Origin of the sequence: Halomonas alimentaria (genome assembly GCF_009902005.1) — a bacterium.
GTDB classification, from domain to species: domain Bacteria; phylum Pseudomonadota; class Gammaproteobacteria; order Pseudomonadales; family Halomonadaceae; genus Halomonas; species Halomonas alimentaria.
The window spans coordinates 2380491-2404806 of the sequence record NZ_WUTT01000001.1 but is presented as its reverse complement, the minus strand read 5'-3'; the positions used below and the strand labels follow the sequence as shown (position 1 = coordinate 2404806).

General features: G+C 60.4%; 17 protein-coding genes. 12 read left to right on the top strand and 5 right to left on the bottom strand.

Features of this window, described 5'->3' with window-relative positions:
* Window positions 1-34: 34 nt before the first annotated feature.
* The 6 genes from GRB96_RS11430 to GRB96_RS11405 all read left to right on the top strand — a co-directional run bounded on the left by GRB96_RS11430 (window position 35) and on the right by GRB96_RS11405 (window position 9126).
* Entirely contained in the window at window positions 35-1555 is a 1521-nt protein-coding gene (locus GRB96_RS11430) for a Fic family protein (RefSeq protein ID WP_161432262.1), read from the top strand.
* Window positions 1556-1702: 147 nt separating this feature from the next.
* The gene (locus tag GRB96_RS11425) at window positions 1703-2200 is read left to right on the top strand and encodes a BrxE family protein (protein WP_161432261.1); all 498 of its coding nucleotides are present in this window, start codon (window positions 1703-1705) and stop codon (window positions 2198-2200) included.
* Window positions 2197-2982, top strand: a complete 786-nt coding sequence (locus GRB96_RS11420) for a BrxA family protein (RefSeq protein ID WP_161432260.1) — start codon at window positions 2197-2199, stop codon at window positions 2980-2982. The genes GRB96_RS11425 and GRB96_RS11420 overlap by 4 nt, the downstream gene beginning before the upstream one ends.
* Window positions 2963-3535, top strand: coding sequence for a BREX protein BrxB domain-containing protein (locus GRB96_RS11415; protein WP_161432259.1), 573 nt, complete (start codon window positions 2963-2965; stop codon window positions 3533-3535). The genes GRB96_RS11420 and GRB96_RS11415 overlap by 20 nt, the downstream gene beginning before the upstream one ends.
* A 14-nt stretch (window positions 3536-3549) precedes the next feature.
* Window positions 3550-7221: a BREX system P-loop protein BrxC gene (gene brxC, locus GRB96_RS11410; protein ID WP_161432258.1), complete on the top strand. Its 3672-nt coding sequence runs from the start codon at window positions 3550-3552 to the stop codon at window positions 7219-7221.
* A 3-nt stretch (window positions 7222-7224) separates the two neighbouring features.
* Entirely contained in the window at window positions 7225-9126 is a 1902-nt protein-coding gene (locus GRB96_RS11405; RefSeq protein WP_161432257.1) for an Eco57I restriction-modification methylase domain-containing protein, read from the top strand.
* Between the two features lie 755 nt (window positions 9127-9881).
* Here the strand turns inward: GRB96_RS11405 and GRB96_RS15585 are convergent.
* Window positions 9882-10310 carry a hypothetical protein gene (locus GRB96_RS15585; RefSeq protein WP_205743526.1) on the bottom strand — a complete coding sequence of 143 codons (429 nt, stop codon included), beginning with the start codon at window positions 10308-10310 and terminating at the stop codon, window positions 9882-9884.
* Here GRB96_RS15585 and GRB96_RS15580 point away from each other — a divergent pair.
* The 5 genes from GRB96_RS15580 (at window position 10275) to brxL (ending at window position 18828) form a co-directional block, all read left to right on the top strand.
* Entirely contained in the window at window positions 10275-11030 is a 756-nt protein-coding gene (locus tag GRB96_RS15580) for a hypothetical protein (RefSeq protein ID WP_205743525.1), read from the top strand. The two genes, GRB96_RS15585 and GRB96_RS15580, sit on opposite strands and share 36 nt — an antisense overlap.
* The gene (locus GRB96_RS11395; protein WP_161432255.1) at window positions 11027-12880 is read left to right on the top strand and encodes a DUF262 domain-containing protein; all 1854 of its coding nucleotides are present in this window, start codon (window positions 11027-11029) and stop codon (window positions 12878-12880) included. Before GRB96_RS15580 ends, GRB96_RS11395 begins: the two co-directional genes overlap by 4 nt.
* Window positions 12880-14007: a Fic family protein gene (locus GRB96_RS11390; RefSeq protein WP_205743524.1), complete on the top strand. Its 1128-nt coding sequence runs from the start codon at window positions 12880-12882 to the stop codon at window positions 14005-14007. The genes GRB96_RS11395 and GRB96_RS11390 overlap by 1 nt, the downstream gene beginning before the upstream one ends.
* Window positions 14008-14208: 201 nt before the next feature.
* Window positions 14209-16734, top strand: coding sequence for a PglZ domain-containing protein (locus GRB96_RS11385; RefSeq protein ID WP_161432254.1), 2526 nt, complete (start codon window positions 14209-14211; stop codon window positions 16732-16734).
* A 3-nt stretch (window positions 16735-16737) separates the two neighbouring features.
* Entirely contained in the window at window positions 16738-18828 is a 2091-nt protein-coding gene (gene brxL, locus GRB96_RS11380; RefSeq protein WP_161432253.1) for a BREX system Lon protease-like protein BrxL, read from the top strand.
* A gap of 1229 nt (window positions 18829-20057) precedes the next feature.
* Here brxL and GRB96_RS11375 read toward each other — a convergent pair.
* The 3 genes from GRB96_RS11375 to GRB96_RS11365 all read right to left on the bottom strand — a co-directional run bounded on the left by GRB96_RS11375 (window position 20058) and on the right by GRB96_RS11365 (window position 22866).
* Window positions 20058-20867 carry a hypothetical protein gene (locus GRB96_RS11375; protein ID WP_161432252.1) on the bottom strand — a complete coding sequence of 270 codons (810 nt, stop codon included), beginning with the start codon at window positions 20865-20867 and terminating at the stop codon, window positions 20058-20060.
* A gap of 666 nt (window positions 20868-21533) precedes the next feature.
* Window positions 21534-22667, bottom strand: a complete 1134-nt coding sequence (locus GRB96_RS11370) for a phage integrase Arm DNA-binding domain-containing protein (protein ID WP_161432251.1) — start codon at window positions 22665-22667, stop codon at window positions 21534-21536.
* Window position 22668: 1 nt separating this feature from the next.
* Window positions 22669-22866, bottom strand: a complete 198-nt coding sequence (locus GRB96_RS11365; RefSeq protein ID WP_161432250.1) for an excisionase — start codon at window positions 22864-22866, stop codon at window positions 22669-22671.
* A 178-nt stretch (window positions 22867-23044) separates the two neighbouring features.
* On the opposite strand from GRB96_RS11365, the gene GRB96_RS11360 reads away from it, so the two are divergent.
* Window positions 23045-23488: a hypothetical protein gene (locus GRB96_RS11360; protein ID WP_161432249.1), complete on the top strand. Its 444-nt coding sequence runs from the start codon at window positions 23045-23047 to the stop codon at window positions 23486-23488.
* A gap of 102 nt (window positions 23489-23590) precedes the next feature.
* On the opposite strand, the gene GRB96_RS11355 is transcribed toward GRB96_RS11360, so the two are convergent.
* Window positions 23591-24052, bottom strand: a complete 462-nt coding sequence (locus tag GRB96_RS11355) for a hypothetical protein (protein ID WP_161432248.1) — start codon at window positions 24050-24052, stop codon at window positions 23591-23593.
* Window positions 24053-24316 lie beyond the last annotated feature (264 nt).

Below are 24316 nucleotides of genomic sequence, written 5' to 3'. Positions count from 1 at the left end.
AGTCAACGAAATATCTCGTTAACCGGGCATGGTGATGAAAAACGTTGGCTATGCGCATCTTCATCAGCACCTGGCGCTGGGTGTCCTGCCGCCGCGATGCCCGGCGCGAGTGCGCCCGGTGACGCGCCTGATGTGGCTCGAGGAAGAACTTGCCGTGCCGCCGGAGCGTGCGCCATCAGATGATGACGTGCTTTCGCATCTGCTGTTCGCCCTGAAGCATGAGGGCGTGGACCTGGCCATTCTTGCCGAGACGCTGCCACACCTGCCGGTCGAGACGCTTGTTGCGGCCCTGGAGGCGTCACCCAACGGCATCTATCTGCGTCGAGTGGCTTGCCTGTACGAGAGCTTCGTGGAACTGCTGCCGCTGGAGCCCTCGGTCAAGGGCAGCGCCGTACCGCTGTTCGACCCTGAGCGCTACCTGACGGGCCCGGCCAGGCGTAACAGCCGCTGGCGTGTGGACGTCAATGGCCTGGGCACCCTCCAATACTGCCCAGTGGTGCGTCGGACTCCCGAGATCGAGGCGCTCCTGCGGGAAGATATCCTGGCCGAGGCGCGTGCCTTCATGGCGTCTCTGCCGCCAGGCATGCTGGATCGCGCCATCCAATGGGCCTATCTCAGCGAGACGCAGTCCTCGTTCGAGATCGAGCGCGAATCGCCATCCCCCGACAAGCAGCACCGCTTCATGCAACTGCTGCGCAAGGCACATGATGGCCAGCCACTGGATGAAGAGTATCTGGTGGCCCTTCAGAACAGCGTTGTCAGCAATCCCTTCGACAAGGCGGGCGCCTTTCGCCATGAGCAGAACTATCTGCATAACGGGCTGCCGGGTGCCATCGGTGTCAGCTATCTGCCGCCACCTCCCGGGCTCTGTGAGACCCTGATGGAAGCGCTCATGGGATGGGCCAATAGGCTGCCCGAGGGGCAGGGCGGCTCTTCCGTCGAGCGTGTGCCGGCACTTGTCGCCGCCACCGTGATCTCGTTCGGCTTCGTCTTCCTGCACCCCTTCATGGACGGCAATGGCCGCATTTCCCGGTTTCTGTTGCACCATACGCTGTGCCGGCTGGGCGAGTTGCCGCGTGGCAATCTGCTGCCCATTTCCATCGCCATGAAGCGGCATGAAGGCGACTACCTCGCGGCACTCGAAGCCTTCTCGACACTGGCTCGGGAGCAGTGGCGGGTCAACTGGATCGATGCCGACCATCATGAATTCCACTTCGAGGGGAGCGAAAACCTCTATCGATACTGGGATGCCACCCAGGCGGTGGCCTTCACGCTGCGTATGGCGAGGGAGGCACTGAGGGAGGACCTGAAGGCGGAAACTCGCTACCTGGCCTGCTTCGACCGCGTCTATCGCGCCATCGACACGCGTTTCGATGTGCGCGGCAGCGATCTGTCACGGCTGGTGATGATGTGCCTGAGCCATGACGGCGTGCTCTCGAAGAATCGCCGCAAGCAGTTTCGCTACCAGGTACCCGAAGAGGTGCTGGACGCCATCGAAGCGGAAGCCCGGAAGGCGCTTGTCGATGAGGAGCAGGGTGAGCCCGCTGGCCCATGACTATGCTGGCTACGGCTGCCTGATCAGGCCTCGCGCCGTTTGTTAGCCTGGCGTAACATGGCTTCAAAAGGAGGTGAGCGGCATCATCGTTAGCCCAAGGTTTATCAGTGGTTTAGCGTTCACCTCCGCGGGAATGCAGGGGACAACATGATCAAGGATGCAGCAAAGTTGGCCGAGCTGCGTGTGCTCGTCGGCTACCTGGGGGAGCAGTCCCCCGCCTGGTGGGGCTCCCACTTCTTCGGCCAGACCGCCATGGCCTTCCTGACTCCCGTGTTCGGGCGCTCCGCTCATCAGGCGCAATACCAGGGTGTGCTGGAGGCCGCGCGCCGGGTTCACGATGAACGCATCGGTGTAGGCCGCACCCTCCACCTCTTCCATATGCCGGAGCACTACGAACAGGGTGCCGCCAGCCTGATCGCCGACCGCGAGGAGGGTGAGCGGCTCCTCGCCCACACGGCTTCACCGGACAACGCCCTGGCGAGACTGCAGACGCTGGCCTCGCCTCAGCAGGCGGAGGAGGGGCCGGTGGTGGTGGGTGACCTCGGAGAAGATCTCGGCACCGCACTCGCTGTCATGGCCGGCCTCTATCTGGACGCCTTCCGACGCGGTATCCAGACCTATCCCTACCTGCGGGAGGCGCAGTGAGTCAGCCGCCTCTCTACACCACCCAGCTTCAGGCCGGCTTGGGGCTGATCGAGGAGACCCAGCGGCTTCTCGAGCTCTACGAGCCGGACATGTCTACTCAGCAGCTATACGAGCGAGCCCTCGAGTCCGGCCAGTTTCCTCTGGTGACAGCACGTCGCCTGCTCAACATCGTCAAGGAGTGCTTTGCCCCACGCTACCTGCGCCAGCCAGGTGTCGCCGAATCGGTGAAGCTGCTCTTTCCCTGTCTCGATAGCGACGAGCGCCGCCAGCTGCTGATGCTGCATACCGCGCGAGCCAACGTCATCCTTGCCGACTTCATTCGCGAGGTGTACTGGCCGCGCTATACCTCCGGGCGAAACAGCCTCTCCCGGGATGATGCGCTGCGTTTCGTCGAGGATGCCGTGCGCGAGGGCAGGACCCAGAAGCGCTGGGCTGACAGCACCATCAGCCGGATGTCCGGTTACTTGCTCAGTGCCTGCGCCGACTTCGGCTTGCTGGAGGATCGGCTGCGTGGGCCACGCCGGCTCTATTCCTTGCGTCTCTCCACCCGCGTGGCCGGCTACCTGGCCTATGACCTCAAGTTGCAGGATCTGGGCGACAATCAGGTGCTCAACCATCCCGACTGGCAGCTCTTCGGCCTGGAGCGCGTGGATGTGCGGGAGCAGTTCAAGCGGCTCTCGCTCGAGGGGCTGCTGATCATGCAGACCGCCGGTGACGTCACCCACATCAGTTGGCAGCACAAGAATATGCAGAAGGTGGTCGATGTCCTCGCTGGATACTGACTTCAACGAGCTGATGGAGCGGATACGCCACGGCCGCGAATTCGGCCATGCCAGCTTCGAGCCGATCTTCTACCTGGTGTTTCGCCCGGAGCAGATCCTGGCCGTGAAGCGTCATCTGGCCGCCTGGAAGAGCCGGCTGGGCAACGAGGGATGGGACGTTCACACCTTCTCCATCGCTGAGGCGGTCGACGAGATCCTCACCCAGGCCCGCATGCGCAAGATCTGGTTGGCGGCCGATCAGCGCAATCCCCAGGACTGGAAGAAGACCAATACGTCGCTCGCCAACGCCGTGGCCAACGGCGCGTTGCAGGAGCGTCTCGAGGCCAAGCTGAGCGAGCTGGAGGGCAACCCAGCCAGCATCCTGCTTGTGACCGACCTGGAGGCGCTGCACCCCTACATGCGCATCGGGGTCATCGAAGGCCAGCTACAGGGACGCTTCCACGTGCCCACCGTATTCCTCTACCCGGGTGTGCGCACCGGCAAGACGCGGCTCAAGTTTCTGGGCTTCTACCCGGAAGATGGCAACTACCGGTCGGTCCACGTCGGCGGCTAAGGAAGGAGTGACTCATGGAAATCAAACAGCTTTTTGACCCCAGCCGCGATATCTACCGCAGTATCGAGAAGGTGATCGCCTACGGCGTCTCCCAGGAGGAGCGCCTGAGAAAGGAGATCTCCGAGTATGTGGTCACCGACGCCATCGACGAGCAGTTCAACCAGCTGCTGACCAAGATGCAGGTCGCCATGGAAGCCGGTGGCGAGAATGAGGTCGGCGTCTGGGTATCGGGCTTCTACGGCTCGGGCAAGAGCTCCTTCACCAAGTACCTCGGCCTGGCCTTCGACGACAGCGTCACCATCGACGGGGTGCCCTTCCGCCAACACCTCCAGGACCGTCTCAAGAACACCACCACCCGCCAGCTGCTGAGTACCGTGGCCAAGCGCTTCCCTGCCGCCGTGCTGATGCTGGACCTGGCCACCGAGCAGGTCAGTGGTGCCACCATGGAGGAGGTCTCCAGCGTCCTCTACTACAAGGTGCTGCAGTGGGCCGGCTACTCGCGCAACCTCAAGGTGGCCTCCCTGGAGCGCCGCCTGAAGCAGGAGGGGCGCTATGAGGAGTTCCTTACGCTCTTCGAGGAGAAGACCGGTGGCGAGGCCTGGCGCGACTATCGCAACGACGAGCTGGTGGTCGATAGCCTGATACCGGAGATCGCCCACGAGCTCTACCCCTCGCTCTTCACCACGCCGGCCTCCTTCAATACCGCCACCAGTGAGGTGATCCGTTTCGAGAATGATCGTGTGCAGGAGATGCTGGACATCGTGCGCGAGCACTCCGGCAAGGAGCACGTGATCTTCATCGTCGACGAGGTGGGGCAGTACGTGGGGGCGCGCCAGCCGCTGATTCTCAACCTCGATGGCCTGGCCAAGAACATCAAGGCCCAGGGCAACGGCAAGGTGTGGCTGATCGGCACCGGCCAGCAGACTCTGACCGAGGATGATCCGCGGGCCTCGCTCAACTCACCGGAGCTCTTCAAGCTCAAGGACCGTTTCCCGATCTCCATCGACCTTGAGGCCGATGACATCAAGGAGATCTGCTATACCCGCCTGCTCGGCAAGTCGCCGGACGGAGCCAAGCAGCTCGGTGAGCTGTTCGACCAGTACGGCCAGGCGCTGCGCCACAACACCAAGCTGGAGGATGCCCGCGCCTACGGGGCCGACTTCGATCGCCAGACTTTCATCGACCTCTACCCCTTCCTGCCGGCGCATTTCGACATCCTGCTGCACCTGCTGGGGGCGCTGGCGCGCTCGACCGGCGGCATCGGCCTGCGCTCGGCCATCAAGGTGATCCAGGACATCCTGATCGAGGGCGATGGCAAGCGCATACCCGTCGCCGACCAGCCGGTGGGCTGGCTGGCCACCACGGTGACCCTCTACGACGCCCTGGAGAAAGATATCGAGCGCGCCTTCCCCAACTGGCACAAGGCCGTGAATACGGTCACCAAGATCCGCTATCGCGACGCCGAGCTGCCCCAGCGCATCGCCAAGACAGTGGCCGTGCTGCAGATCCTCGGCAACCTGCCGATTACCCGGCGCAACGTCGCGAGCCTGATCCACTCCGAGGTAGCCAGTGGCAGCCAGGCGGAGGAGATCAATGCCGCCATCGAGGAGCTGATCGGTGACTCGATCGTGCCCTTCGGCGAGCAGGATGGCTTCCTCTGTTTCTTCAGCGAGAAGCTCAACGATATTGAGCAGGAGCGCACCCAGATCCCGCTGCGCGGCGTGGAAATGAAGCGCATCCTCAACCGCGCGCTGGAGGAGGTGTTCTCGCCGCTGCCCAGCACCCAGCTGCATGGTTCGCTCTCGGTGCAGACCGGCCTCAAGACCCAGGGCCCCGAGGGCTTGCCTACCTCCCTGGCGGGGGACCGCCATCCCATCCAGACTGTGGTCGAGTTGGTCGAACCCACCGACTACGATGCCGCTCGCTCGCGCCTCCAGGACGACTCCCGGGTCAAGGCCAACGAGAACCTGATCTACCTGGTGGGGCGCAAGTCGCCCGAACTGGATGACCTCACCGCGGACATCTATCGCTGCCAGGAGATCGACGCCAAGTTCCGCCACGACCCCGACCAGGAGGTGCGCGACTATTGCCGCGCCCAGGTCGAGCGCGCCAGCCGTCTGGGCGCCGACCTGCAGCGCTTGATCAAGCGCAGCCTGGTCCAGGGCTCTTTCATCTTCCGCGGGCAGACCACGGCGGTGGAAAGCCTGGCCAGCGAGCTCCCCGAGGCCGCGCGCAAGCAGCTGGCTGGCGTGGCAGGTCAGGTGTTCAGTCGCTATGGCGAGGCTCCCGAGCGGGTGCAGAGCGATCTGGCCGAGCGCTTCCTGCGCGTGGGCAACCTCAGCGGAATCACCACGAAGCTGGACCCCCTTGGCCTGGTGACCCAACAAGGTGGCCAGCCCGGCATCAACACCGACCATCGTGCCTTGGTCAGCATCCGCGACCACATCGACCGGGTCGGCATGGTGGAAGGCAAGAGCCTCTCAAGTCGCTTCAGCGATGCTCCCTACGGCTGGTCCCAGGACACCCTGCGCTACCTGGTGGCCGCCATGCTCGTCGGCGGGGTGATCAAGCTGAAGGTCTCCGGGCGCGAGGTGACCGTCAACGGCCAGCAGGCCATCGAGGCACTGAAGAGCAACAACGCCTTCAAGAACGTGGGGATCTCTCTGCGCGAAGACCGCCCCTCCATGGACATGCTGGCGCTGGCTTCCAAGCGGCTGACCGAGCTGAGCGGCGATATGGTGGTACCGCTGGAGGATGCCATCAGCAAGGCGGCCACCAAGCTCTTCCCCCAGCTTCAGCAGCGCTATGCCTCGCTCTCCGGCCGCTTGCAGGCTCTGGGGCTCCCCGGCGACGAGCGTCTCGAGGCGATGGGGCGTGACATGGCGGACATCCTGCTCACCGATGGCTCCGACGCACCCCAGCGGTTGGGCCGGCAGGAATCCAGCCTCTATGACAACCTGACCTGGGCGGCCGAACTCAAGAAGGCGCTCGAGCAGGGTCTGGAGGATACCCTGAAGGAGCTGCGCGCTCTGGCCCAGGCCATCGAAGGGCTGCCCGGCAGCGGCATTCCTGGCGAGCTTAAGGCGGAGCTGGCCGAACCGCTAAAGGAGATCGCGACTCGCCTGGCTTCCGAGGAGGCGTACCGCAGCGCCTCGGATTTCAATACCCGCCTCACCGAGCTGCGCAGCCAGGTACGCCAGGCCACCGAGCGCATGCAGGAACAGCAGCAGCAGCGGCTGCGCCAGGCGGAGCAGGAGCTCGCCCGGGTGCCGGAGTGGCCTGAGCTGACCAACCAGGAGCAGCAGGACCTGCTCGGCCGCCTGGATGCGCTGGCGCTGGAAGCCTCGACTGATATCGAGGGGCTCAAGCGTCTGGTCAACCGTGACTACGAGCTCCAGGCGGAGTTGGCCTCCCTCAAAGAGCATATCGAGCGGGTCGGCCGCGAGCGCCAGCAGGAGCGTATCCGCGAGGAGCAGAAAGAGCTCGAGGAGGAGCAGGAGGGGTGCCAGGAGAACAAGAAGGTGCTCACCCGGCGCTTCAAGACGCGCTCGCGCATCACCTCCCTGGACACCCTCGACGCCATGATCCGTGAGCTGCAGAAGCTGCGCGGTGAGCTGGAGTACGCCCATGCCTTCGAGCTGGACGTCGCCTTCGATGAGGCCCCCGAGAACCGCGACAAGGAGTAAGTCATGGCCTTCGATCAAGGTACACGCAACCGTCTGCAGCGCCTGGTCAGCGACTGTCGCAAGACACTGACTGACGAGTTCACGCTGCAGCTGCAGCAGGACTACGGCCTCGATCCCCTCACCGGCGAGGTGACCGAGCTCTCGCGGCTGACCCATCTGACCGACCGTGAACGCCACACCGCAGCACTGCTGCGTGAAACGCTCGCCCACTACCTGGCCGGGGAAGGCGAGAGCAAGACCCAGCGCCAGATGGCCATCCAACGCATCATCCGCGAACAGGCCTTCACCGTGCTCAACCGCCTGGCGGCGCTGTTGATGATGGAGGCGCGTGGGCTGCTGCTGCCCGCCGTCAGCCAGGGTGTTCAGTCCCAGGCCTTCGAGCTCTATCGTCATGTGGCCGGCACCGCCCTGGGGGAGACCGGCGAGGCCTACCAGACCTTCCTGTTCAGCCTCTTCGACGAGTTCGCCCTCGATCTGCCGGCGCTATTCGACCGCTTCGCGCCCCAAGGGCGGCTCTTCCCCCGTGAGACGGCGCTCAACGAACTGCTGGCGCTGCTCAACGACCACGAGATTGAGCCGCTGTGGGCGCTGGACGAGACCATCGGCTGGATCTACCAGTACTTCAACAGCCAGGAAGAGCGCAAGGCGATGCGCAAGGCAAGCCAGGCACCGCGCAACAGCCGGGAGCTGGCGGTGCGCAACCAGTTCTTCACCCCGCGCTATGTGGTGGAGTTCCTGGTCGACAACACCCTGGGTCGCCAATGGTTCAACGCCACCGGCGGCACCACGCCGCTGCGCGACAGCTGTCAGTACCTGCTGGTGAAGCCCGACGAGCAGCCCGAGGCAGGAGTCAAGCTGCGCGACCCGCGTACCCTCAAGCTGCTGGACCCGGCCTGTGGCTCCATGCACTTCGGCCTCTACGCCTTCGACCTCTTCCTGCAGATATACCGCGACGCCTGGCAGTGGGAGCAGCAGCATGGCCCTGGCTCATTGGACGTCTCCACCCAGCCGGAGGCCGGCTTCGCGCCGCTCTGCCATACCTATGGCGATGAAGAGGCCCTGCTGCGCGACGTGCCGCGACTGATCATCGAGCACAACATTTACGGGGTGGACATCGACCCTCGTGCCGCCCAGATCGCTTCGCTGGCGCTGTGGTTGCGTGCCCAGCGCGCCTGGCACGAGGCCGGCGTACAGGCCATGGAGCGCCCGGACGTGGGGCAGGGCAACGTTATCGCCGCGGTGGCCCCGCCTGCCGAAAAGGCGCTCCGCGAGGCCTTTATGGCCCGTCTGGATCGCCAGGATGCCGAACTCTTCGAGAAGACCCTGCAGATGCTCAAGGGCCTGCCCGAGCTCGGCGTGCTGCTGCGCGCCGAGAAGGAGCTCCCCGCGCTGATCCGCCAGGTCTATGTGGGCAAGGGCAGCGATCTTTTCGCCGAGCAGGAGCAGGAGACCTGGCAGAAGGCCGAGGAGCGCCTGCGCCGGGCCTTGGTCGAGTTCTCCGAGGAAGCCGGCGCCACCTATCAGAGTCGCCTCTTCGCCCAGGATGCCTTGCAGGGCCTGCGCATGATTGATCTCTGTCGCGTGGTCTTCGACGTGGTAGTGATGAATCCGCCTTTTGGCGCGCTCAGTGCTGGAGTTAAATCCAAACTTGGAAAGGATTATCCCAACAGCAAGAATGATTTGCTGGCGATCTTTGTTGAACGTGGCCTAGCGCTTATCAATAAAGGTGGTCGCTTGGGAGCAGTTACGTCACGAGCCTGTTTTTTTATAACTACCTATCGGAAATGGCGTGAAAACATAGTGCTGGGCATTGGGCGTCCAGAGGTTATGGCTGACTTGGGTTATGGCGTAATGGACGACGCCATGGTAGAGGCTGCCGCCTATGTGTTGGAGAAGCAAGAATGAGCCATTTTCTGCGATTTCTAAAAGAATCTGATAAAAGTGAGGCGCTGTTAAGCGCTTGTGAAAGCATTAGGCGAGGTGAGACTGATCCTCGTACCTTTGATGTGGATTCAGCTACATTTAATGACATACCGGGGAATCCATTTGCGTACTGGGTCAGTGAGCCAGTGCGCAGGGCTTTTGTTAAGTACCCTGCAGTCCAAAATAAAGAAAGGATTGCAGCCATAGGGGCCTCAACAAAAGATGATGGTAGGTTTCTTAGAACGCATTGGGAAGTTCTACGAGGAAAAAAGGATTTTCCTTCATTTGCAAAGGGTGGAGTGTTTTCTCCATTTTATGCTGATGTTTATTTGGTTATTAGATGGATGAATGATGGTTTAGAGGCCAAAACCTTTGTTAGTGACTATAGGGCAGAGAGGGGCTGGAGTCCTCACTGGAAGGCAGAGCTTCACAATCCTCATTGTTATTTCCGCCCAGGCCTCACCTGGCCGCGTCGTACACAAGGCGGTCTCAGCTTGAGAGTTATGCCGGCAGGCTGTATTTTCGCCGATAAAGGTCCAGCCGTTTTTGTTGAGGATGATGATTCGGAAGAGTTGTTGGCCTTACTGGCTATCGTCAACTCCCATGCTTTCAGGTTACTGGTGTCGCTTCAGATGGCATTTGGCTCCTACGAAGTAGGCGTCATTCAGAAAACTCCCGCCCCTGATCTTAACGAGAGGATCAAGGGGCGCCTCGCCGTGTTAGCACACAAATCATGGTCACTCAAACGAATGCTCGATACTGTAACCGAGACCTCGCATGCATTTTTGGTGCCAGAAACTTTGCGTGATCGAGTGAGTGACTATGATCCTGATGTTATTCATATCGAATTGGCCGAAATTCAGACCCAAATAGACGATATCGCATTCGACCTTTACGACTTCTCTGAGGAAGATCGTCGGGCGGCTCAGGGAGATGCCTTTATAGCAGAAGATGTTGGAGAAGACGACGACAACGAAAGCCAAGCAGAAGAGGCTCCCCCCCTGGATGCGCTGCTCTCCTGGACAGCCGGTGTCGCCTTCGGCCGCTTCGACTGGCGCTTGGCCACCGGCGAGCGCGAAGTGCCTCCCGAACCTGAACCATTCGATCCTCTGCCGGCCAAGAGCCCCGGTATGCTGCCCGACGGCGATGAACCCTACCATCGCCATGCCGGTATCCTGGTGGATGATACCGGCCATGAGCATGACCTGCCGCGGCTGATGGCCGATGTGCTTGAGACGGTAGATGCCCACGTCGACGAAGACCTGCGCCGCTGGCTACGCCGCGACTTCTTCAAGTACCACCTGCAGCAGTACTCCAAGAGCCGCCGCAAGGCGCCGATCTACTGGCCGCTGGCCACGGCCTCGGGCAGCTACACCCTGTGGCTCTACTACCCGGACCTGACCAACCAGACCCTCTTCACAGCGGTCAACGACTTCGTGGAGCCCAAGCTCAAACAAGTCGACAGTGAGCTGAGCAACCTGCGCCTGGCGGGCGTCAGCCTCAGCCGTGCCGACGAGAAGCGCCTGGAGGAGCTGAGTGACTTCCGCGACGAGCTGGCCGACCTGCGCGACACCCTGCTGAAGATCGCCCCAGACTACAAACTCAACCACGATGACGGCGTGCAGATCACCGCCGCGCCGCTCTGGCCGCTGTTCCGCCACAAGCCGTGGCAGAAGGTACTCAAGGAAACCTGGGAGAAGCTGGAGCAGGGCGACTACGACTGGGCCCACCTGGCCATGGCCTACTGGCCGGAGCGCGTGCGCGAGAAGTGTGTCACCGACAAGTCGCTGGCCATCGCCCACGACCTCGAGCACCTCTTCGTCGAACCAGAGCCGTCGCCCAAGAAGGCGCGCGGGCGGAAGAAAAACACAGGGAGCAGTGAATGAGCATCATGGTGCAGTCCAGCAAAGCGCACGATCGCAGCCTTGGCGAATGGTTTCACGACATCCAGCGTGGTTCGATCAAGCTGCCACGCTTCCAGCGCATGGAGGCCTGGGACCGGCATAGGATCGCCAGCTTCCTGGATACGGTGATCAGCAACCTGCCGATGGGTGTGGTGCTGATCCTCCAGGTCGATGGTAACGAAGACGAAAGTAAAAACTTTGTTTCTCGGTTTATCAGCACCGCCGAGCCGGCAAAGGAAGGCACGGTGACCCAGCACCTGCTGGATGGCCAGCAGCGGCTGACGGCCTTCTGGCGGGCGATGCATAACAACTACGAGTACGAGACCTTTTTCGTCTACCACCCGGACTTTGACCCTCGTGACGAGAAGGCCGGCGACGAGGTTCAGGTCTTCATGAAGCCCAGGTGGTTCGACAAGCATGGCAGGCGGATGCCGCTCTGGGCGGATGATCCACGATACACCCTGGAACGTGGCCTATTTCCTATCTCGCTTCTGCGGCCTGGCGACATGAACGCTGAGGTATCCACCTGGCTGGCCGATGCTACCCAGCACCTGAGGCCGTCGGGTAGCGATGAGGATGCCTTCGAAAAGCTTCAGGCCTACATGACGCTGCAGGAAAAGCTGAAAGACACCATCAATCAGCTCAGGGAACGGGTGACTCACTTCAACCTTCCCTACCTGGCACTGCCGGCGGCTACTCCCAAGGAGGTGGCACTGCAGGTGTTCATCAATATGAATACCAACAGTAAGCCGCTATCGCTCTACGACATTATCGTGGCGGAGGTGGAGAGCGTCGCCGGCAGTTCGCTGCATGACCTCGAGGCGCGGCTCGACTCCTATTGCTCCCACGCCAAGCGCTATGCCGAACTGCGAGACCTGATTCTCTCGACCTCGGCGCTGCTGCAGGACAAGGTGCCGAACAACCGCGGCATGATCGAGATGAACAAGCAGGTGTTGGTCGATAACTGGAAACACCTGGAACGCGGGTTGGAGCGTATGGCGTTCTTCCTGGCCAGCCAGGGTATTCACGATGCCGCCAGGCTCCCTACCAATGCCGTGCTCCCGGTGATCGCGGCCTGCTACGAGCTGATTCCCGATGACGGCGACTATCGTGGCAAGGCCGAGACCCTGCTGCAGCGCTACCTCTGGTCGGCGTTCTTTACCGATCGCTATGAGAACTCCTCCTCGTCGCGGGCCTATGCGGACTTCAAGGCGCTCAAGGCAGTGCTCAAGAACCAGCAGTTCGACGAAACGCATATCGCGCAGATTCCGTTGATGGACCGCACCCAGTACCCGCTGGCGACCAAGGATGAGTTGAAGGCGGCAGGCTGGCCCAAGGCCATGGGCATTGAGGCGCGGGGCATCATGGCGGTAACGACCTATCTGGAGGCACGGGACTTCGCTGATAACCAGCCGGCCAGCTATGACAGCCTACAGAAGCGGGAGTACCACCATGTGTTCCCCGATGCGCTGCTTCAGGAGGCCGAGATACCGAGCTTCCTGGCGCTCAACTGTGCGCTGATCACCTGGAAGACCAACCGTGTGATCGGCCGCAAGGATCCGCTCGCCTACCTGAAGGAGCGTGTGGACTGGGCCGGCGAGGACACGGTTCGCCAACGCATGAAGACCCATCTTATCGACTACGACCTGCTGGCCAAGGGCGATTACGGTGATCTTCAGCAGCCGGAGGCGCGCGAGAGGCTCAAGCAGGACTTCGAGCGCTTCCTCGAGGACCGGGCAGGGCGGGTTGCCCAGGTGGTCGAGGGACTTGCCGCTGGGCGTCAGCCAGACCTGCACCAGCTGTGGCAGGCGCCGGCAACCATGGAGAGCTGATGGCGATGGCCGTTCACTACCATCTGGGTGACTTTCCGCCCGAGCAGCTCGACTGGCCACAGCTGATTCCGCTGCTGGGGCCAGCTTCTGCGGCGGTTGCGCGCTACGACGGGACCCTGGCGGCCATTCCCAACGCTTCGGTTCTGCTGTCGCCCCTGACTACCCAGGAGGCGGTGCTGTCGTCGCGTATCGAAGGCACCCAGGCCACCATGGGTGAGGTGTTAGAGTTCGAGGCAGAGGGAGACAAGGCCGAACTGAGCCCCGATCGCCGTGCCGACATCCAGGAGATCCAGAATTATCGTGCCGCGGTACGCCAGGCAGAAGAGATGCTGCAGGCGCTGCCGCTGTCCCAGCGAGTCATCCTCGAAGCGCACAAGGTGCTGCTCTCCGGTGTGAGGGGGCATGGCAAGTCCCCGGGGGCCTATCGCCGCATTCCCAACTGGATTGGTCCTGCCGGCTGCAGCATCGAGCAGGCCCGCTTCGTTCCCATCTCGGCCGAGAAGCTACCGGATGCCATGGGCGCCTGGGAGCGTTACGCGCACTCCGATGCTCCAGATCGCCTGGTTCAGTTGGCCATCCTGCATGCCGAATTCGAGGCGCTTCACCCCTTCCTGGACGGTAACGGCCGGCTTGGGCGCATGCTGGTGCCGCTGTTCATGTGGCAGGTCGGGCTGATCCAGCGGCCGATGTTCTACATCAGCGCCTTCTTCGAGGCCAGCCGGGATGAGTACTACGATCGACTGCTGGCGGTTTCCCGTGATGGCGACTGGACGGGGTGGTGCCGCTTCTTCCTCCAGGCCGTGCAGTCCCAGGCCGAGGAGAACCAGCAGCGGGCGACGCAGATCCTCGAGCTCTACGAGCGCATGAAGCGCGAGCTCCCCGAGCTGACACGCTCGCAGTACGCCATCCTGGCCCTGGACTGGATATTCGCGCGGCCGATCTTCAAGAGCTCGGATTTCGTGGCTAGCGCAGGCATTCCCGAGGCCACCGCCAAGCGGATCCTCCAGCTTTTACGATCAGGAGAAGATCCGGTATTGCGTGACCTGATAGAAGCCAGCGGACGCCGGGCTGCTGTGCTGTGCTTCCCTGCGTTGTTGAATATCGCTGAGGGGACTGAAGCGTTTTGAGGGTCATCGGTGAGCCACAACAGGTTTTGTGGATCACTTTATCCATAATATGACCCACAAATAATGTTGTCGCTTACGCGTGAGCGACAAACAGATGCCGCAAGGCTGCTGGACTTGGATCATGCAGACCAGCAGGCTCATGAATTTAGCCGGGCACGAGATCCGGTAGGCGATGCGCCAGGGAACAGGAGTGTGAACTAGATGAGTATCGAGGCCTACATCCAGGAGCAGGTGCTGGCCGAGCGGCTGCGTATGAGCTCGGTCGTGGTGGTCTATGACCCCGAGATTCGCTATCGCCGGCTGTGCCAGGGGCTGGCGAGTGATTCCACAGTAGTGGTGGACGCCACCGAGAGCAGCATCGAGAGCCGGGAACAGGCGATGTGTTCTCTCCAGGCGTTGGGTCGTAACGAGATCAAGAGCCTGCTGGTGTACGTGCCGATGAAGGCCCCTGTGGATGAGGAGCACAAGCAGGTCGACCCGTTTTCTCCCTTCGCGGCCTGCGGCGGGGTTTTTCCGGATGGCGACGGTGACAGCTTCCAGTCGCTGTGCCTCAAGGCCAAGCCGGAGCATGCTGAGGAGATCCGTCGTCTCTTCGCCGAGGATGCCAACCCCGATTTCGCTGTGATCGATGCCGTGGGTGGCGGTGTGGGCTGGCCTAACCTGCGCGCGCAGCTGGGTGCGGAATCCAGCCGCGACATCCTGCTGGGGTTGATGGCGCCGGACACCCATCAGCTCGAGGCACTGCAAGCCAATGATGCCTGGGTGAGTGAAGCGCGAGATCTCTTCAAGCGTACCCTGGGGCTGAAGCTGCGTACTCGCGGCAAGACCTGGTCCTCCATTGCCGATGAGCTGTGGCGTTTCGTGCTGTTCAGCGAGTTCGTGTTTGACCTGCCGGAGTCACTGCCCGAGGCCCTGGCCGACATTCCCCGGGGCGAGGAGGGGGTACGCCCGATCATCGAAGGTTTGTGCGATACCTTGCGCAATGATCGGCGCAGCCAGGACCTCTATATCGAGAAGGCCGAGGAGATCGAGGCTGATCTGAACCTGCCGGATCAGTGCCGGGCACTGACCGATCTGGGGGTGCGCGATACCTTCCCGTTCGAGGAGCGGACTTTTCTGCAGCAGGCTATGGCGGCCTTCGACCAGGGGGACATCGAGCGGGTGCGAGGCATCCTGGGCCAGCATGAGCGTTCCGTATGGACGGCCCAGGGGGAAAGCAGGGAGAAGTGGTATCTGGTCGATTCAGCGGCGTCGCTCGCTCAGGTCTGCGACGACCTCGAGCAGCGCCTGCCGGAGTACTCCGATAGCCTGGAAGGTCTCGTGCAGTTCTATGTAGGCGCTCTGCGTGAGATGGATCGTCTGCATCGTGAGTTCGAGCAGGCGGTGAGCGACTACGTGTGGCAAGACACTCGCGGCGAGATGTCAGCGCTGATCCAGCGCGCCCGTAAGTGCTACGCCAACCTGGCGGAGTCAGCCCAGCAATGCTTCATGCGACTGATCAAGAAGACTGGGTGGCCGCTGCCCGGCATGTTGGCCAATACCCAGGCCTTCGATCGTCTCGTGGCCCCTCAGCTGAAGCAGAACGGCCATCGGGTGGCCTACTTCATGGTGGATGCGCTGCGCTATGAGCTGGGCGTGGCACTCGAGAAGCAGCTGGCTGACGACGGCTCGATCGAGATGCAGCCGTCACTGGCTCAGCTCCCCAGCGTGACACCGGTGGGCATGGCCAGCCTGCTGCCCGGCGCCGATGACCAGCTGACGGTGGAGAAGGGCGAGGATGGGGTGGTACCCATGCTGGACGGTAAGCCGGTAGCGACCGTGGCTCAGCGGATGGACGCTTTCCGGCGTCGCTATGGGCAACGTTTCGCCGAGATGCGCCTCGAGGACTTCGTGCGCAACAAGGGGCCCGAGATCGACCCCGAGACGGACCTGCTGGTGTTGCGCTCCGTGGAGATCGACAGCCACTTCGAGAACCACCCCGAGACAGCTCCGGCACAGATCACCAATGCGCTGAAGCGTATTCGCATGGCGGTGAACCGCCTGGTCGACCATGGCTTCCATGAGGTGGTGATCGCGACCGACCACGGGTTTTACATGAACAACCATGCTGGTGCCGGTGATGTGGCCACTAAGCCGCATGGAGACTGGCTGATCGTTCACGATCGCTGTGCCCTGGGTGACGGCTCGGCGGATGACCACCACCTGGTGATGGAGACCGAGCGCCTCGGGATACGCAGCAATGCGGCGAGGCTAGCGGCACCGCTCACCATGGCGCCTTACCGGGTCGGCCTGCAGTACTTCCATGGTGGCCTTTCGCTGCAGGAGTGCGTCGTGCCGGTGATCCGGATGCAGCTCAGAAGCCACGAACAGCCTAGCGTGAAGCGAGCCAGCATCAGCATCAGCTACAAGCAAGGTGCGACGCGTATCACCACCCGGGTGCCGGTGATCGATGTGGCCGTTGAAGCGGCCGACATGTTCTCCAGTGAGGGCAGCTACGAGATTTTGCTCGAGGCTCAGGACAAGAAGGGCAACGTGGTCGGCGAGGCCAGGGCGACCGGCCCGGTGAACCCGGCGACGGGCACGCTGAGCCTGCAACCGGGTGAAGCGGTGAAGGTGAACCTGAAGATGCAGATGGAATACGAGGGCAAGTTCAAGGTGAAGGCCCTGGACCCCAGGACCCATACTGTCTACAGCCAGATCGACCTTGAAACGGACTATACGGTGTAAGCCATGGATCAATTTGATCAGGATAATCTCGACCAGCAGTTGACCGCACTGTTCGATGGCAAGGTGGTTCGCAAGGACCTCCTGCACCGCATCAAGAAGGGCACCAATGTGCCGACCTTCGTGCTCGAGTTTCTGCTGGCGCGTTACTGCGCCAGCGACGAGCCGGAAGAGATCCAGGCCGGCATGGAAGCCGTGCTGGATACCCTCAACGACAACTACGTGCGCCCCAACGAGGCCAACGCGGCCCAGTCCCGGGTGGCGACCAAGGGTAAGCATCGCTTCATCGACAAGGTTCACGTCAACTATATCGAGAAGGACCGGCGGCACTGGGCTGCCCTGGAGAACTTCGATTCCCGCCGCGTGGCGATCAGCGAGAAGTTCTATCGTGACAACGAGCGGTTGCTTCAGGGTGGACTCTGGGCCGAGGTGACCATCGGCTACAACGAGATCGAGGATGACGATTACGCCTTCTTCGTGGAGGACCTGCGTCCGATCCAGCTGAGTCGTTTCGACTTCGACCGCTACTGCGAGGGACGCGAAGCCTTCAGCCGTGATGACTGGATGGACGTCATCCTGCGCTCGGTAGGCCTGGAGCCGACCCGTCTAACCAAGCGCGTGAAGTTCCACTTCATCGCCCGCCTGGCACCGCTGATCGAGCCTAACTTCAACTTCATCGAGCTGGGGCCGCGGGGCACCGGCAAGTCGTACTTCTACAGCGAGTTTTCACCCTACTCGACGCTGATCAGCGGGGGCCAGGCTACCAAGGCGACCCTGTTCTACAACGTGCAGCGCCGCAAGATCGGCCTGGTGGGGTACTGGGATACCGTTGCCTTCGACGAGGTCGGTGGGATCAAGATCAAGGATCCCGACACCATCCAGATCATGAAGGACTTCATGGCTAACGGCCGCTTCTCTCGCGGCGTCGAGGTCATCGCTCAGGCCTCCATGGCCTATGTGGGCAATCTGGATCTCTCCGTGGAGCAGATCGTCAACTCGGAGGTGTATGACCTCTTCCAACCGTTACCCAAGGAGTTCGACCTGGCAGTGCAGGACCGCTTCGCCTGTTACCTGCCTGGCTGGGAGATGCCCAAGAACAGCAGCGAGTTCCTGACCGGCAACTACGGCTTTATCACCGACTACCTGGCCGAGGCGTTCCACTACCAGTTCAAGCAGACCAACCGCTACGAGGAGGTCTCCAGCCGGGTGAAGCTGGGCGATGCCGTGGAGGGGCGCGACGAGAAGGGCATCAAGAAGACGCTGTGCGCCTTCCTCAAGATTCTTCATCCCAACGGCAAGCCGAGCGATGAGGAGTTCGAGGAGTATGTGGCCTATGCCGTGGAGACCCGCCGCCGGGTCAAGGAGCAGATGAACAAGCGCAAGACCGATGATGAGTTCTCGCGTATCAATCTTTCCTACTTCACGGCTACGGGAGAGGAAGTAATTGTCTACTGCCCCGAGTCGAGGACTGCCGCGGCAACCCAGGAGCCGAGCCGGCGCAACATTCACGCTGGGGAGGAGGGCGACGACACGCCCGCGGAGACACAGACCAGTACTCCCATGGTGCCTGGTGTGGAAGTGCCGACAGAGCCACCATCGCCGGCGATTGAAGCAGAGACCAAACCTGAGCCCGAGGAGCAGCACTTCACGATTCACTATGGCGATACCGGCTATAGCTATGAGGCGCTGATCCTGCCTTACCTGCAGGGTGCCAAGCAGGTTGAGATCGAGGACCCCTACATCAGGGCCAACCACCAGATCCACAACTTCGTGCGCTTCTGCGAGGCCGTGATCAAGTCACCCACTGTCCGCAAGATCGTGCTGACGACAAGCTACGACCAGGATACCGACCTCAAGATGCTCAACGAACGCTTCGAGGAGCTCAAGCAGAGCCTCCTGGAGCTGGATATCGAACTAAAGATCCTGGTCAACGAGAATATGCATGATCGTGAGATTCGGATCGACAACGGCTGGATGATCAAGATCGGGCGCGGGCTGGATTTTTATCAGAAGCCTGATCTGTGGTTCGGGGTAGGGGCACATGATCTGAGCATGAGAAGGTGCCTTGAGACAAAGGTGGATATTTTTCGTGGGTAGGTGAGTCCGCTATCGAGGTGATGTATGCCGCTCAACGATAAGCAGAAAGGTATTCTGATGAGGCGAAAGCCTTCGACGCAGGGGGATGGTCAGAACTCGAAAAAGGTGCAGGAGATGGCCTCCCAACTGATAAGCAAGGGGTTTACTCGTCAAGCTGCCTATGCCAAAGCTAGAAGGAAGTACAAGGAAGAGTACAGGACCTCTGGTCGCCGTTTCTACAGCGGCGGAGGCGTGAAGCCAAAGTAGATGAGTTTCTGCAAGCCGACTCACCTTTTATGGAGGTGATATGTGTAATGCATGGAATCACTCGCCTGATTGCCGGTGCGGCTGGGGCGGGGAGGGCCACAAGGGAAAGTCTTCTGGTAACTCATTACCAGGCGCGTTTTCGGGGTATTTCCCGGGTGTGCCCCCGATCGATAAAAGCTACGAAAGCTTTACCATCCCGAATGCTACCTGCCCCGTTTGTGGGGATTTTGTCTTTTTCTATCAGTCACCTGAGGGCGGTCGGGTGTTCTTCGATGAGCTTGGTCCGCCATGGCCTAAGCATCCATGTACAGACCACAATAGCCGGCCTGGACTCATCGGAGATGTTTCTCGCTCAGCCCCGTCAAGAACCTACACTTGGCAGAAAGAGGGGTGGTCGCCATTTATCATTAGTTTCGTGAGCAGGGTTGATCAGAATATATTAAAGATTTCTGGAGAGCTCGAGGGTGAGGAGAAGGTGGTATTTACTCGGCGCCACCTCACACATGGGTTCGGTGATGGAGACAGCGTAACTTCGGCATGCATTGCTTTTCTTAGAAAGAGTGGGCCTGAGAAGATTTCGCTGAGCTACATTTCTGAAAGAGGCAATGAGATAGAAGCGGAATGCTATAAGGATTCTCTGGATGCCAGGAGAGCGAACCCTCCCAAGCCACCGAGCAGAAAAAGAAGGAGTGGAAGGAGCGGGCGAAGAAGATAGGCTATTAAATTTATCTTATGTTGTTAAAAAATTTGCTCGCAGTGGGCTCGATGAGATGCTGTGATTAGGTGATCTCGGTGGGCAGCATTTTTTTATCCTGCATCAATTTGGTCATATAAAAATATGAAAGATTCATTTGCAATATTAGGTGGTGGGACAGTGGGATGGGATAGACAGGCTTTTTGGCATCTCACTCCCCGATGCCTATCACATATATGAAGAGGGCCCCATGATTTTCTGGGGCCCAAGGTGATCGACTAGCGTAGCGTTATTCGGAATAAGGTACGTTTCTTATTCCTCGGAGACGTTCGAAAAGGTCCCGCTCTTTCTGGACCGCCATGGGATCTCGAGCTCTACTCTTCCCTCCTGATCCGGTCCGGTCATCCGAAACATTGCAGGTAGGTGAATTTATTTGCTTTCGCTCTTGAGCTAGTGCCTCTAGCTCAGCAGCGCCGCCTTTTACACGGCAGTACCCGCAACCGAACTGATTGGAGTTGCTGCTGATCATCAGTCGATGGGATTTCCCGGGACAGTTTGCGTACCAGGCCGAGGGCGAGCGTCCCGCAGGTTCGGGTCTCAGGCCCAGTCGACGAGCCAACTCGATGATTTCTGTCCCTGCCTGGGCCCCGGCTTCCCGAGTGTTGCGGTCGATCTCGGCCTGCAGCTCGCCGAGGATCTGACAATGGGTGGCTTCGGTGATCAGCGGGCCCTCCAGAAAGTCCTCGGGCCAGACATGGCCATGGCGTGCTGCGGTGAGGGCGCGGAACAGGATCTCGGCCCCTGTCGAACGGGTACCCTGACTACTAGCCCAGGCGACGCGCCCCTGCTTGTAGGCGCTGGCCAGCTGAACATCACGCGGCTTGCCGGGGGCACCGTGGCGCAGGCCGGCCGCCCATAGCTCGTCTTGGCCATCGTGGCGGCGAAAGAATAGCGCCTCGGGGATGATATCCACGCCACCCAGGTTGATCTCCTGCAGGCAGGCGAGCTCGGCATCATCTGGCACGCTGACGCGGTTCTCTGGCTGCTTGAGCCAGGGGTCCAGACGAAGGTCATCAGAATGTTGATTGAGGTTCGGCATGTGAACTCCTTCTCCCCCCATGGGATCGGTCGGCAAGCGCCGACTCAGGGGGAAGGTGAGCCACGGCGCCGCTTTAGCTGAACTTTTATCCCGCCCGCAAGTTGGTGCTTAAATCGGCGGTGGCCCGGAGGCCAGACAGCAAAAACCCGCTCAGCGTTGACTAAAGCGGGTCTCTGGCGACGCTTTAGCTGGATTTGTAGAGCGCCCGCAAGCTGAGGGTCAAATCGGCGCTTCCGTGAAGCTACTTCAGGACGGCTTTGAACGTCAATGAATTCTTTGCTCGATGCGGCCGATGGGCATCCAGCAGCAGAATGCGGGAAGCGGATGGCTCCAGGGTAGAGGGTGGGGACCGGGGTTCCGGGCCGTAGCTAGGATGTCATGCGAGTGGAGCTGGTGAGCCAGTTGTTGATCTTGGTTGCTGGGTGTTGCTGACCCGTGTCACCTATATGTCACCTAGAATGGCGCACAACGAAAAACCGCCACCCGGCATGATCCGTAAGTGGCGGTTTCTCTTGATGTTTCTGGTCGGAGCGACAGGATTCGAACCTGCGACCTTTGCAACCCCATTTTTCCGCCGAGTGCATTGTAAGCTACTGTTTTTACTTTGAAAACCCCCGATTTCGGGTGCGGTCAAATCAGGCATGCCAGCCATTATAAATCAATAGGTTACGAGACGGGTTTTGACAACAGCTCGGCCATGTTCAGGGCGCTGCCTTGGGCCTGCTGCCAGCGTATGTCGTGGCCATCCAGATAGACCTCGGTCATCTCCGGATCCGCGTGGCCCATCAGCACCTGAATCGATGCGACGTCGGTACCAGAGAGCTCGTGGAGGCGGCTACCCAGGGCTCGGATCTCGTGAAAGGTAGGCTTGGCCTTGTCGGGCAGGCGAGCGATGCTCGGCACCTTCTCACGAAGCCGCTGGAACTCCTTGCTGAGCTGGTCGGCGCTCAGCTGGGACCAGTGCTCCTTGCTGGCACTCTTGCGCAACCGTGCGGGCTGTTGGTGCACGATGTAGGGCGACACCGGTGGTAGGGCCCGGGCCCGCTTGATTAGATCCTCAATGGGCGGGGTGAGGGCGATGGCGACGTAGGCCGTCTTGCTTCGCTCCTTCGTCTTCTGGCGTACGTAGTGCAGGCGGCCGTTGCGCACGTCGTCGAAGCGGGCGTTCACCACCTCAGCCCGGCCTAGCAGGCAGAGCAAGCCTAGCTCCATGGCAATCTGCATCCACTCCGGCGCGATCCCGTGGATCGACTGGAACTGCTCGACGGTGAGGCGCTTGCGCTGTTTCTCATACTGGTTGCTCGAGCGGGTCGGGGCTACTGGGTTCGCCTCCAGCCATCCCTTCGTCTGCGCGTATTGGCAAACCTGGGAGAGCACCGCCCGGTACTGCACGTAGGCGCTGCCCTGGTGGTGCTCGTCCAGGTACTGGGCACACCAGCGCGTGGTGATCTGGGCGAGGGGAAGGTCACCGGCATCCTCGATCAACCGCTTGCCGCGCCCACGCTTGGCGCTCTTCGTCCACTTGCTGAGCTTCCGGTCGGGTTCGACCCACTCGGCTAGCCAGCCCTTCACCGCAGCGCCCAGGGAGTCTCCTTCCTCGCCCATTACCTGGGCGACGTAGTCCACTCCCCGCATCAGCCGGGCATTGAGGATCCGAGCAGCGTCTTGCGCTTCAGCGCGATCGCGGCCCAGCCCGTGCCAGGTGCCAGTGTCCGGGCGGCGGTAGGTGTAGTACCCGTTGCGCTCATAGAGGTTGGGCTCGAGGCCGCGGTTCTTGCGCTTGCGAGGCCGTGGTGCCACGTCACGCCTCCAGGATAGCGTCGACGAGCGGGTTGCCGGTCTGACGGCGCTCGGCGTCCAGATCGATGAACCAGGTGCCGCCCATTTTCTTGGCAGGGACGTGACCTTCGCGACACCAGCGGCGCACGGTAGTCATGCTTGGTGGCTTGCCGGCGAAGCGGGCCCGCCGCCACTGGTCGAGATCCATCAGCTTGCTCATCTGTTTCCTCGCGGATCAACGTGTTTGAACACATTATACCAATCCGTTGCGAAACCGACTGGATTGGCGTGGTTCGACGTTAAGCTGATTGCGTATACTAAGCTACTGATAGAGGATGGAGGCTCTCTGCCGATGGGCGGGGTTACTGTGTATATTTATTCCGAAAGAGGTTTTTTTAATGGTTGTTAGAGCAATAGTAATTTCAGCTGCCCTCTTTTCAATCTCAGGGTGTGTAGGTTACTCCGGAGTGCCGAAGAAAAATAGTGTGTTTGAAACTACTGAGGCTACTACAAATGATGGGGGGTCTCATGAAAAAATAGAGAGGTTCAGGGAGCCTCTGGCTGAAGAAGAGGAAGAGAGGGTAAAGTTTCTGGTAAAGCAGAGGCTTAAAGACCCTGAGTCGGCTAAGTTTAAAGATATTTTCCTCTCCGTGCCAGATTCAGATGAGCTAAACTCTAGTACTTGTGGTCAGGTGAACGCTAAAAATAGTTTTGGGGGTTATAACGGGTATAAATGGTTTTTTATGGTGGGTGATGAACCTAATTTCTGGGAGGTTAACCCAAAGTATAATTATAGCGTTAACAACGACATGATCAAGCTACTGTGCATTAGGGCTAAATAAATCTTTGCTCTTACAGTGTTGTTATCTCCCGGGCCCTTGAACGTGAAAAAGGTATTCTGTCCGAGGGCCTTCCCTAAAAAATCGAATATCGTTGATGAGGTGTCACTCGACACACACTGGCAGTTTTCTTGGCGGCCCACTTTTATGCAATTCAGCAACCTTGAGATTGGCAAGGTGCCTAGCCTTCCGAGATAGAAGGGTCTTGGCCTTGTGGACCTGGAAGTATTCGTACGACGAATACTTGTCTGCTACAACCCAAGTTTTTAGTTCCGAGCTCCATGCGACTATCACGTACATTTCGCTCGGGGGGAGCGTCCTACCATCCACGACTACCTCCAGCTGGTATCCTCCATCGATAGGATGCCAGCGGTGCTTTATAACTTCTCCTGAGAACTCCGTGTGCTCCATCTCCTCGGAGATATTTTCCAGGTCGGAGACAGTCTCTCGAAGAAGTTCGGTGTCGGCTTCGCTAAGAGAGGTCTGAGGGTGGGTTGCGAGGTCTCGCAGCAGGCGAGTACGTAGGGCTATAACCTTTTTCCAGGGTGCAAGGGCAGGGTGAGTCATGGCAGCCTCCGAAAGTCGGTGAGACTCAAGCGTAGCACGGAGTCTTGCTGCACTGGTTACGTGTTGGTATATTGATGTTGCTGCAGCAAAATCTGCGGCCAGGATTGGCGTCCTGAAATGAACCGAGCGGGCCATCCGCTAACACAAGGCGGATTTTTTGTGCCCAGTCCCGTTATGGCGGGTCTGTAGGTGGGCATCTTCGGATGCGCCGGTTTCCAGCTTGGTTCACCGGTACGCCAACCCCTATAGGCCCGCCTCCCTTCG